The following is an 11,946-nucleotide window of genomic DNA, read 5'->3' on the forward strand; positions in this document are numbered from 1 at the left end:
CAAGTTTCAAATAAAGCTCAGAGATTTCAATATTAATTAATTTAAAATCCTTAATTGAAATTCCATTGGCTAATACAAATACAAAGGCGATTATTAAGAATATGAATATAAAAAGAATTTTAATTATTTTATTTATGTGTTTTGATGTTTTAAGCATTTTTGTCCTAGCGATTTTGTTTTACTTATTGCAGCCTGTTAAGTCAAATTCTGTTGTATTTATACCACAAGGCTCTAATGCTAAAATTATAACAAGTTTAAATAACACTAAATTGCAATTTAGCAAAATAGACCAATATTTGTTATTATTTTTTGGACACCCGCAAAGTGGTTGGATAGCAGTATCTAAACCTATTTTAACAAGATATGAATTTTTAAAAGAGCTAACTACAAATAAAGCTGCGTTAGTTAATCTTACTTTAATTCCAGGTGAAACAAGTGAATATTTTTTAAGAGAAATTGCAGCAAAAAAACTTAATTTGAATCCTGATAAATTATTAGATGAATTATATTCTCAATCAAATAGAAAAGAAGGTATGCTAACTCCTGATACTTATTCAATTCCATTAGGAATTAGTGAAAGATTGTTTATAAAATATTTATTAGAATTTACAAAAAAAAGAAATGAAACAATTAGTAAAAAAGTTTTTGGAGATTATACTGAATATAAATTTTATAGATTTATTATAGTAGCTAGTATTATTCAAAAAGAAGCTGCTAATGAAAGCGAAATGCCTATTGTAGCGAGTGTTATTTATAATAGATTAAATAAAGGTATGAAACTACAAATGGATGGAATGCTAAATTATGGTATGAATTCTCACATAAAAGTAACTCCACAAATGATTAGAGAAGATAATTCAGAATTTAATTCTTATAAAAATTCTGGTTTACCAAGTGTTTCAATTTGTAACGTTTCTACACAAGCAATTTTGGCAGCAATTTCTCCAGCTAAGACAAATTATTTATATTTTATGAGAGATAAAAGGACTGGTACACATAGGTTTAATACAACTTTAGCAGCTCACGAAAAAGAAATAGAAAGGCAAAGATAAGAGTAATTTAATTTTTTTTGATTTACTCTTTTTTAACTTAGCAGTTATACATTCATCTAAAATTTAATTAAAGGAGTTACGATGAGTATTGTATATACTTTCACAGATGAATCGCCAGCGCTGGCAACTTTAAGTTTTTTACCAATTGCAAAGGCTTTTTTAAAGCATGCAAATATTGAAATCACTACAGCTGATATTTCATTGGCAGCAAGAATAGTTTCTAGTTTTCCAGAGTGTTTAAAAGATGAGCAAAAGTGTGAAGATGCACTTGCAAAACTTGGTGAATTAGTAAAACTTGATGGAGCAAATGTAATTAAAACTCCAAATATTTCTGCTTCTATTCCGCAACTTAAGGCTTGCATAAAAGAATTACAATCAAAAGGATATAATGTTCCAAATTATCCAGATGAACCACAAAATGATAGCGAAAAAGCAATCAAAGAAAAATATGCAAAAGTTTTAGGTTCTGCTGTAAATCCTGTTTTAAGACAAGGAAACTCAGATAGAAGAAGCACAAAAGCTGTAAAAGAATACGCAAAAGCAAATCCATATAGAACAAAAACCTTTAGTAAAGATAGTAAAAGTTGTGTAACTTGTATGAGTAGCGATGACTTTTTCTCTAATGAAAAGGCAACTTTAATCAAAGAAAACGGCACTGCTAAATTATATAAAGTTGTAAATGGGGCTAAAACTGAGCTAAAATCTTTTGATGTTGTAAAAGATGAAGTAATGGACGCGACTTTTATGAATGTTGCAAAACTAGATGAGTTTTATGAAAAACAAATCAATCACTGCAAACAAGAAAATATTTTATTCTCGCTTCATTTAAAAGCAACTATGATGAAAGTAAGTGACCCTGTATTATTTGCTCACGCTTTAAAAGTTTATTTTAAAGATTTATTTGCTGAATTTGGCGATGAGTTTGCAAATCTAGGCATTAATCCAAACAATGGTTTAAGTGAGCTTTTAAGTAAGGTTGAAAACTCAAGCAAAAAAGATTTAATCCTAAAAAGATATGAAGAAATATTAAATACAAGAGCACCAATTTCTATGGTTAATTCTGATAAAGGTATTACTAATCTTCATGTTCCAAGCGATGTAATTGTAGATGCTTCAATGCCTGCAATGCTTAAAAATGGTGCTAAATTGTGGGATAAAAATGGTGCAGAAATGGATACAAATGCTGTTATTCCTGATCAAACATACGCAACAATTTATCAAGCAGTTTTAGATGATATGAGAGCTAATGGAAGTATTAATCCAAGTGTGGTTGGTTCGGTTAGCAATGTTGGTTTAATGGCTAAAAAAGCTCAAGAATATGGCTCTCATGATAAAACTTTCATAGCTGATTGCGACGCTACTTATCAAATAGAGTTAAATGGCGAAGTTTTATTATCACATGAAGTTAAAAAGGGTGATATTTATAGAATTAATTTAGCAAAACCTGATGCAATAGCAAACTGGATAAAACTTGCAAAACAAAGATGTGAATTAAGTGGCGAGCAAGGAATTTTTTGGCTTGATAGTAAAAGAGCAAGTGATAGAATAATCATTGATTTAGTTAAAAAAGAATTAGGAGAAACTTTCTTAATCTTAAGCCCTTATGAAGCTTGCAAAAAAAGTTTAGAAATTATTAGAAGTGGTAAAAATTGTATATCAATTACAGGTAATGTTTTAAGAGATTATTTAACAGACCTTTTCCCAATACTTGAATTAGGAACAAGTGCGAAAATGCTTTCAATAGTTCCAATGCTAAATGGCGGAGCTATGTTTGAAACAGGTGCGGGTGGTTCTGCTCCAAAACAAGTTGAGCAAGTTGTATTAGAAAATCACTTAAGATGGGATAGCTTAGGCGAGTTTTTAGCTCTTCAAAGCTCACTTGAATTTGAAGGAAACAAAGGCAATGCAAAAGCAAAAGTTATGGCAGAAGCTTTTGATGAAGCAATATCACATTATTTAAATGAAAATAAAGCTCCAAGTAGAAATGCGAAAGAAAACGATAATAGAACAAGTCATGTGTATTTTGCAATATATTTAGCGAATGCACTTGCTAAGCAAAATAATGATGAAAGTATGAATAAGTTTTTTAAAGTTATTGCTGATAAACTTAATTCAAATTCTTCTAAAATCATTGAAGAATATATGAATGAAGAAGGTAAAGCAGTTGAATTAGGTGGATATTATGTTTTAGGCGAAGTAGCTGAAAAGATAATGAGACCAAGTGTTACATTTAATGAAATTTTAAAATCAATTTAAGGAGAAAATATGAATATACACGAATATCAAGCAAAAGAAATTTTTGCTAAATTTGGTGTGCCTACTTTAAAAGGTAAGGTTGCATTTAGTGTTGAAGAAGCTGTTGCAAACGCAAAAGAATTAGGTGGAAGTGTTTGGGCTGTAAAAGCTCAAATCCACGCTGGTGGTCGTGGTTTAGGTGGCGGTGTAAAAATCGCTAAGAATTTAGATGAAGTTAAAATGTATGCTGAAAAAATATTAGGTATGAACCTTGTAACTCATCAAACAGGACCAGAAGGAAAACTTGTTAGAAAACTTTATATTGAAAGTGGTGCAAATATTGCTAAAGAATATTATTTAGCACTATTATTTAATAGAATGGAAGAAAAAATCACAATCATTGCTTCGAGTGAAGGTGGTATGGATATAGAAAAAGTTGCAGCAGAGCAACCTGAAAAAATAGCAAAAGTTACAATTGACCCTGCAATTGGCTTTAAAATGTTTCACGGACTTGAAGTAGTAAAAGTTTTAGGTCTAAATAAAGATGAAGGTAAAAAATTAATAACATTTATAGATAAATTATATAAATTATATTTAGCAAAAGATGCAAATTTAGTAGAAATTAACCCATTAATCAAAACTGCAGAAGGCGAGTTTTTCGCACTTGATGCTAAGATGAGTTTTGATGATAGTGGTCTTTATAGAAATCCAGATATTGCAGAATTAAAAGATGAAACAGAAGAAAACCCAGCAGAACTAGAAGCTAGTAAATATGGTTTAAGTTATGTAAAACTTGATGGCGATGTGGCTTGTATGGTAAATGGTGCAGGTCTTGCAATGGCTACAATGGATATTATTAATTATAGTGGCTGCAAACCAGCAAACTTCTTAGATGTTGGTGGTGGAGCAAGTGCTGAAACCGTTGCAAAAGCATTTGAGATTATTATGAGAGATAAGAATGTAAAAGTAATTTTCATAAATATTTTTGGTGGTATCGTAAGATGTGATAGAATTGCAAATGGTGTTTTAGAAGCTACAAAAACAACTAAAATTGATATTCCTGTAGTAGTTCGCTTAGATGGAACAAACGCTAAAGAAGCAAAAGAAATTCTAGATAATTCAGGTCTTAAAAATATTCACGCAGCAACAGATTTTGCAAATGGTGCTGAAATTGTAAAAAGCTTAGTAAAGTAAGGAGAAAAAATGAGTATATTAGTAAATAAAAATACAAAAGTAATAGTTCAAGGCTTTACAGGTAAAGAAGCTACATTTCACGCAGAACAATGTATTGCTTATGGCACAAATATAGTTGGTGGTGTAACTCCATTTAAAGGTGGAGAAACTCATTTAGGAAAGCCTGTATTTGATACAGTTAAAGAAGCAGTTAGTAAAACTGGTGCTGATACAAGTTTAATTTTCGTTCCTCCTTTTGCTGTTGGAGATAGTATCATTGAAGCTGCTGATGCAGGAATTAAACTTGCAGTAGTAATCACAGAACATACTCCTGTAAAAGATATGATGTTCGCAAAAGCTTATGCAAATAAAAAAGGTATGAAAATCATTGGACCAAACTGCCCAGGAATTATCACTGCAGATGAATGTAAATTAGGAATTATGCCAGGCTTTATATTTAAAAAAGGAAATATCGGTGTAATTTCTAAAAGTGGAACTTTAACTTATGAAGCAGCAAATCAAGTTGTTTTAGGCGGTTATGGAATTACAACTGCAGTTGGAATTGGAGGAGACCCAATCATAGGTCTTGCTTATAAAGAATTATTAGCCGAATTTGAAAAAGATAGCGAAACTAAAGCTATAGTTATGATAGGTGAAATTGGTGGAAGCTTAGAAGTTGAAGCTGCTAAATTTATAAAAGAAAATATCACAAAACCTGTTGTAGCATTTATAGCAGGTGCAACTGCTCCAAAAGGTAAAAGAATGGGTCACGCAGGTGCTATTGTAGGAAGTGCTGATGAAAGTGCTGCTGCTAAAAAAGAAGCTTTAAAAAGCTATGGTGTTCATGTAGTTGATTCTCCTGCAGATATCGGTAAAAAAATCAAAGAAATTTTAAAATAATTAAAGCCTAGATAATCTAGGCTTAGAAAGGTTAAAAATGGAAAATAATAATAATGCACCTGTATGGGTGGATGAAAAAAGATGTAAAGCCTGTAATATATGCGTAAGCTATTGTCCTATGGGCGTTATTGCTATGAGAGATGAACCAAGTGCTGTTTTAGGTCAAATGATTGAAGTAGTTAATCCAGAATCATGCATAGGTTGTAGAGATTGTGAAACTCATTGTCCTGATTTTGCGATTAATGTTGCAGATGCTAAAGGCTTTAAATTTGCAAAACCTACTCAAGAAGGTAAAGATAGAGCGGCTGCAATTAAAGCTAACAATTTTAAAAAGTTAAAGGCGTAAAGATGAGAGAAATAATATCAACAGGAAATAATTTAATAGCTCAAGCTGCAATTGATTGTGGTTGTTCTTTTTTTGGTGGTTATCCAATAACTCCTAGTAGTGAGATAGCTCATGAATTAAGCCATATGCTACCAAAAGCTGGTGGAACATTTATTCAAATGGAAGATGAAATAAGTGGAATTAGCGTTGCACTAGGTGCGGCTATGAGTGGTGCAAAAGCAATGACTGCAAGTAGTGGTCCTGGAATTAGCTTAAAAGCAGAACAAATAGGGCTTGCATACATAGCTGAAATTCCAATCGTAATAGTAAATGTTATGCGTGGTGGTCCATCAACTGGTCTTCCAACTCGTGTTGCTCAAGGCGATTTATTTCAAGCAAAAGCTCCAAGCCATGGAGATATAGCAAGTATTGCTATTGCACCTGCTAGTCTTGAAGAAAGCTATAATCTAACAATAACAGCATTTAATTATGCTAATAAATATTCAACTCCAGTATTTTTATTAATGGACGAAACGGTTGGACATATGAATGGTAAAGCAATTTTACCTGATGTAAAAGATTTAAAAATAGAACCACGCCGTGAATTTACAGGAGACCCAAAAGATTATAAGCCTTATAAGGCTGATATGGATGAACCTGCTACATTAAATCCATTCTTTAAAGGCTATCGTTATCATATAGCTGGTCTTCATCACGGAGATATAGGTTTTCCAACTGAAGATGGCAAAATAGTTGATTATAATATGAGAAGATTAGTTGGTAAGATTAAAAATAAAGTAGATGAATTAGCACTTTATGAAGAATATATGTTAGATGATGCTGATATTTGCATTATTGCTTACGGAAGCGTTGCTCGTGCTGCAAAAGAAGCAATTGCAAGACTTAGAGCGCAAGGATTGAAAGTAGGTTTATTTAGACCAATTACTTTATATCCAGTTCATGAGAAAAAAATAGCGCAAGTTTGCTCAAGATTTAAGAAAATTTTAGTAACAGAATTAAATATGGGACAATATTTAGAAGAAATTCAAAGAGCAAGTAAGAGAGATGATTTTGCTAGCTTACATAGAGCTAATGGTCGTCCAATAACTCCAAGTGAAATTGAAGCAAAAGTAAAGGAGAGTTTCTAATGGCTTTTAATTATGATGATTATTTAAGAGTAGATAAAATGCCTACTCAGTGGTGCTGGGGATGTGGTGATGGTGTTGTTTTAAAATGTATTATTAAAGCAATTGCAAAAATGGGTTGGAATATGGATGATGTTTGCGTAGTTAGTGGTATTGGCTGTAGTGGTCGTATGAGCTCATATGTAAATTGCAATACCGTTCATACAACTCATGGTCGTGCATTAGCTTATGCAACTGGTATTAAATTAGCTAATCCAACTAAACATGTAATAGTTGTAACAGGTGATGGCGATACAACTGCAATTGGTGGTAATCATTTAATCCATGCTGCAAGAAGAAATATTGATTTAACTCATATTATGATTAATAACTTTATATATGGACTTACAAATTCTCAAACAAGCCCAATGACCCCACAAGGATTTTACACGGTTACAGCTCAATTTGGTAATATTGACCCTACATTTGATGCTTGCGAATTAGTAAAAGCAGCTGGAGCTAGTTTTATAGCTCGTGGTAATGTAATTGATGCAGCTAAACTTGAAAATATGATTTATAAAGCAATGGCTCATGAAGGATATAGTTTTATTGATTGCTTTAGTAACTGCCATATTAATTTAGGTCGTAAAAATAAAATGGGCGAAGCTGTTCAAATGCTTGATTGGATAAGTAATCGTTCTGTTGAAAAATCTAAATTTGATAAATTAAGCGATGAAGAAAAAGTTGATAAATTCCCAGTTGGAATTTTATATGAAAATAAAACTAAACCTGAATATTGCAAAGCTTATGAAGAAGTTCGCCGTGCTGCTAAAGAAGGTAGAATGGTTAATTTAAATGCTTTAGGGGGTGCTAAATGAAATTCCAATTAAGATTTGGTGGAGAAGGCGGTCAAGGCGTAATTACCGCTGGTGAGATTTTAGCAGCTGCTTGGATGGAAAAGGGTGGAAGTAGTAAAAAAGGTGCTTATGCTATAAAAGCTAGCACATATACTTCTCAAGTTCGTGGTGGTCCAACTAAGGTTGATATTATTTTAGATGATGAAGAAATATTATTTCCTTATGCAGTTGAAGGCGAAATTACTTTTATGCTTTCAACTGCTCAAAAAGGCTATTCTGGTTTTAAAGATGGTGTTTGTGAAGGTGGAATAATAGTAGTTGAGCCAAATCTAGTAAAACCAAGTGAAGAAGATAGAAAGAAATTTAAAATATTTGAAATTCCAATCATTACAATAGCTAAAGATGAAGTTGGCAATGTGGCTACTCAATCAGTTGTTGCGCTTGCAATTGCGGTATATATGAGCAAATGTATGGATACTGATGTTGTAAAAGAAGTTATGTTAAGTCATGTGCCACCAAAAACTCGTGATGCAAATGCTAAGGCTTATGATTTAGGTATAAAATACGCTAAAAAAGCTTTAGGAGAATAATTTTAAGCCCTTTATAGGGCTTAAATATTAATTATTTAATAAAAATTTAATATTAATCTTTAAATTATTAAAAAATATACTTTATTTTTCTTTTTAATAAATTCTTATTATAATTACTTACTTTTTTAAAAGGAGATGTTATGACTAAGGATAAAATTCCTTTAGCTATTTTATGTATATTAATAGCTATTTCATTTGTATTTATTCCGGTTCCTGAAAGTCTAATTTCTATTAAACAAGCTGCTTTATTAAAGGCTCATTCTGATTTTTCAGAACAAAAATTATTAGAATTAAGCTTATTTGATGCAAGACTTTCTTGGATATATTTAGGTTGTTTTATAGCTACTGTTTTATGTATTATTTTAAAAGTAATGCCACTTGGTGCAGTTAGCTTAATATCTATTGCTTTTATAGCAATTTCTACAATTAGTGTTAGTGCTGATATTAGTGGAGCTGCTAGAAGTAAGGCTGCTATTAAAGATGCTTTAAGTGCATTTTCTAATAGCTTAATATGGCTTATTGTAATATCTATTATGCTCGCTCGTGGTATTATCAAAACTGGTCTTGGAAGAAGATTAGCATTTTATTTTTTAAGCATATTTGGTAAAAAAACTTTAGGTATAGGATATTCAATTGCTTTAAGCGAAGTGTTTTTAGCTCCGATTACTCCATCAAATACTGCAAGGGGCGGTGGTATAATTAATCCAATAGTTCAATCAATTGCTAAAGCTCTAGGTTCAGAGCCAAATAATGGCAGTGCAAATAAAGCAGGAACATATCTTAGCCTTGTAAATTATCAATCAAATCCAATTACATCTGCTATGTTTATTACCGCAACTGCACCAAATCCATTGGTAGTAAAACTAATTTCAGATGCAACTAATGCAAATATTAGTATTACTTGGGGGCAATGGGCTTTAGGAATGTTTGTTCCTGGAATGTGTGCGATATTGCTTATGCCATTAGTGATTTATTTTTTAAGCCCACCTGAACTTAAAGAAACACCTGATGCAAGAGAATTAGCTAAAAAAGAATTAGCTGCTATGGGTAAATTTAGCTTAGATGAAAAAATTATGCTTAGTATTTTTGGATTATGCTTATTCTTATGGGCTGGAATGCCTAGTAATTTTGCTAATTGGTTTGGTTTTAGCGAATATGCAAAGGCTTTGACATTTGATCCTGCTAGTGTGGCGGCTTTAGGACTTGCAATTGCGCTTTTAACTGGTGTTTTAAAATACGATGAATTATTAGCAGAAAAGACAGCTTGGGATACATTAGTATGGTTTGCTGCTTTAATTATGCTTGCTACTATGCTTGATAAATTAGGTTTAGCTGCATTTTTAGGACAAGAGTTAAAAATGGCAGCTTCATCTTTAGGGCTTAGCGTAACTTTTGTAATGATATTTTTTACTTTAGCGTTTTTATATTCGCACTATTTTTTCGCAAGCACAACGGCTCATATTTCAGCAATGTTTTTAGTATTTTATAAAACAGGGCTTGATTTAGGAGCACCACCTATGCTATATGCTTTTATGTTAGCAGCTGCAGGAAATATTATGATGGCACTTACGCATTATGCTACAGGGACTGCTCCTGTTGTATTTGGTAGTGGTTATGTTAGTCTTAATAAATGGTGGATAGTAGGGTTTATTGTAAGTGTTATTGATATAGCAGTTATGATTTGTGTTGGCTTAGTATGGTGGAAGATATTAGGCTTTTATTGATTTAAGAATTTGAAATAGGAAATTCCTATTTCAAATTCTAAACACAAAATTATCAATAAACTTCCACATATACCATACCATCATCAGTATATCTTGCACTATAATCAAACCAATTTTCAGCACTTTGTTTTGTGTCTTTATTTGTCATTTTCATTTCAGCTTTACATCTAATTAGTTTTTTTTCTTTATCTATTTTTTCAGTCATAAATCCAGAATACGAAATATCTAATGAAGAAATATTAGGAACTTGTTTTTTAACAATTTGAGTAACAACATCAGTTACTTCTTTATCATCACAACTAGGTATAGAACCACAACCTATACAAAATGCACTAACTACAATTAAAGAAAAATATATTTTTTTCACGATATATCCTTATATAATTTGTAAAATTTGTTGATAATTGTATTGTCTAACTTTTTTGCCAATATTTATAATATCAATAATCCACCATATAATTCCTATTGCAAACATACAAGTAATGAATTTGAGTATAAAAATAAGTATGCCTAAACCAATAGAGCCAAGATAAAATCTATCTACATAAAACATAGCACATATAATTCCAGTAGTAGGATTTTTAAGCTTTGCAGCAAGTAGTTTGTCTGAAAAGTTTTTTCTTTCAGCATCGCTCATTCTCTCTAACTTTTCTCTTAAATTAATTACAGCCATTCCGTCTTTTGGCAACTTGTCTTGAATACTCATTAAAATACTATTCGTATCCATTTACACTCCTTAATAAAAAATTAAAGCCATATAATACCCCCCCCCAATCTTAAAAGTAGCTTAAAATAATTTTAAAATATTTAAAACAAAAATTATCTTATTTAGGCTACAATGAAACTACATTTTAATTTTAAGGAGAAGTTATGAAAAAAGTTGGTATTTTTTATGCTACAAAAGGTGGTACTACTAAAGCTTTTGCAGAGCAAATCGCAGCAAAAATTGGTGCTGATGTTATAAATATTAAAGATGTTGAAATAAACGCATTATCAGAATATAAAACTTTAATCTTAATGAGTTCAAGCTATTTTTTTGGTGCTTTGGCTGATGATTGGGGAAGTAAAGTAAAATTATTAAATACTATTGATTTTAGCGATAAAAATGTAGCTATCGTAGGTGTTGGCGGACAAGAAAGACATCCTGATAGTTTTTGCTCTGGCGTAGCTGATTTTTATGATAAATTAGCTTTTAGTGGAGCAAGATTTATAGGCGAAGTTTGCTCAAGTGATTATAACTACACATTCTCAAGATTACAATTTGGAAAAGCTTTAAGAGGACTTTGCCTTGATAAAGCTGATGGGGATAAAAACGAAGCAAGAATTAATGCTTGGGTTGAAAATATTAAAAAATATTTATAATTTTAAGGAAGCCAAGCTTCCTTTTTGGTAATGTTAGCATTTTTTAAACACTTATATTTGATATTTATTTTTAGACTTTGTTATGATAAAAAAGGTAATTTTTTATTATTTTTATTTCAATTAGTTTCAGCGTTTTTTGTTTTTCTAACTTTTATTGTAATAGTTTTATATAGCTTAGAATACATAAGCGATCATACAAAAAATCTTAATGAACTTAAAAAGGCTGAAGGTGTATTGTATGATATAGAAAAGATAGTTCATGAGAAAACGTTTAGGATTTTTAGAAAAAGAAATTATATTATATGGCATTATAAAATGATTGATAATAATAAAAATCACAAAACTTTCATAGCAAGAGAAGATAAAAGTTATGCAAAAAATCTCATAGGGCAAAAAGTAGCTATTTACTATGTTCCTAGCGTATTTTATCCAGAAATAAGACAATTAGAATCAAATGGCTTTATTTATGAGAGATACAAAGTAAGAGATAATTATGAAGATTTAGAATATATTTTCCCATTTTTTATATTTTTTGTAAGTATATTTTATATGCTAAATATTAAAGGTAAATACCCTGATGATTATGAATTACCATTACTTAAAC

At 31.0% G+C, this 11,946-nt stretch carries 13 protein-coding genes; 11 read left to right on the top strand and 2 right to left on the bottom strand.

The window, feature by feature from the left end:
• The first annotated feature begins 53 nt into the window (after window positions 1-53).
• The 9 genes from mltG (at window position 54) to KJQ97_RS07505 (ending at window position 9,980) form a co-directional block, all read left to right on the top strand.
• Window positions 54-1,052, top strand: coding sequence for an endolytic transglycosylase MltG (gene mltG / locus KJQ97_RS07465; protein WP_442862236.1), 999 nt, complete (start codon window positions 54-56; stop codon window positions 1,050-1,052).
• Between the two features lie 81 nt (window positions 1,053-1,133).
• Entirely contained in the window at window positions 1,134-3,308 is a 2,175-nt protein-coding gene (locus KJQ97_RS07470; protein WP_214118502.1) for an NADP-dependent isocitrate dehydrogenase, read from the top strand.
• 9 nt (window positions 3,309-3,317) lie between these two features.
• Window positions 3,318-4,481, top strand: a complete 1,164-nt coding sequence (gene sucC, locus KJQ97_RS07475) for an ADP-forming succinate--CoA ligase subunit beta (RefSeq protein ID WP_214118504.1) — start codon at window positions 3,318-3,320, stop codon at window positions 4,479-4,481.
• 9 nt (window positions 4,482-4,490) lie between these two features.
• Window positions 4,491-5,360 carry a succinate--CoA ligase subunit alpha gene (gene sucD, locus KJQ97_RS07480; protein WP_214118506.1) on the top strand — a complete coding sequence of 290 codons (870 nt, stop codon included), beginning with the start codon at window positions 4,491-4,493 and terminating at the stop codon, window positions 5,358-5,360.
• 37 nt (window positions 5,361-5,397) lie between these two features.
• Entirely contained in the window at window positions 5,398-5,706 is a 309-nt protein-coding gene (locus KJQ97_RS07485) for a 4Fe-4S dicluster domain-containing protein (protein ID WP_214118508.1), read from the top strand.
• A 2-nt stretch (window positions 5,707-5,708) separates the two neighbouring features.
• The gene (locus KJQ97_RS07490) at window positions 5,709-6,833 is read left to right on the top strand and encodes a 2-oxoglutarate synthase subunit alpha (protein WP_214120442.1); all 1,125 of its coding nucleotides are present in this window, start codon (window positions 5,709-5,711) and stop codon (window positions 6,831-6,833) included.
• Entirely contained in the window at window positions 6,833-7,687 is an 855-nt protein-coding gene (locus KJQ97_RS07495; RefSeq protein ID WP_214118511.1) for a 2-oxoglutarate ferredoxin oxidoreductase subunit beta, read from the top strand. Before KJQ97_RS07490 ends, KJQ97_RS07495 begins: the two co-directional genes overlap by 1 nt.
• Window positions 7,684-8,256 carry a 2-oxoglutarate:acceptor oxidoreductase subunit OorC gene (locus KJQ97_RS07500; RefSeq protein WP_214118513.1) on the top strand — a complete coding sequence of 191 codons (573 nt, stop codon included), beginning with the start codon at window positions 7,684-7,686 and terminating at the stop codon, window positions 8,254-8,256. Before KJQ97_RS07495 ends, KJQ97_RS07500 begins: the two co-directional genes overlap by 4 nt.
• Before the next feature lie 140 nt (window positions 8,257-8,396).
• Window positions 8,397-9,980, top strand: coding sequence for a DASS family sodium-coupled anion symporter (locus KJQ97_RS07505; RefSeq protein WP_214120443.1), 1,584 nt, complete (start codon window positions 8,397-8,399; stop codon window positions 9,978-9,980).
• 52 nt (window positions 9,981-10,032) lie between these two features.
• Here KJQ97_RS07505 and KJQ97_RS07510 read toward each other — a convergent pair whose 3' ends face one another.
• Together KJQ97_RS07510 and KJQ97_RS07515 are read right to left on the bottom strand one after the other, a co-directional pair.
• Entirely contained in the window at window positions 10,033-10,347 is a 315-nt protein-coding gene (locus KJQ97_RS07510; protein WP_214120444.1) for a hypothetical protein, read from the bottom strand.
• Between the two features lie 9 nt (window positions 10,348-10,356).
• On the bottom strand, window positions 10,357-10,707 hold the full coding sequence (locus KJQ97_RS07515; protein ID WP_214118520.1) for a hypothetical protein: 351 nt from the start codon (window positions 10,705-10,707) through the stop codon (window positions 10,357-10,359).
• A 143-nt stretch (window positions 10,708-10,850) separates the two neighbouring features.
• Here KJQ97_RS07515 and KJQ97_RS07520 point away from each other — a divergent pair, with 143 nt between their 5' ends.
• Both KJQ97_RS07520 and KJQ97_RS07525 read left to right on the top strand, forming a co-directional pair.
• Window positions 10,851-11,342, top strand: coding sequence for a flavodoxin domain-containing protein (locus KJQ97_RS07520; RefSeq protein WP_214120445.1), 492 nt, complete (start codon window positions 10,851-10,853; stop codon window positions 11,340-11,342).
• Window positions 11,343-11,366: 24 nt separating this feature from the next.
• Window positions 11,367-11,946, top strand: a 580-nt coding sequence (locus KJQ97_RS07525) for a hypothetical protein (protein ID WP_214120446.1), incomplete at its 3' end; no start/stop codon positions are given.

Source organism: Campylobacter sp. 2018MI01, assembly GCF_018501205.1.
Taxonomy (GTDB): domain Bacteria; phylum Campylobacterota; class Campylobacteria; order Campylobacterales; family Campylobacteraceae; genus Campylobacter_E.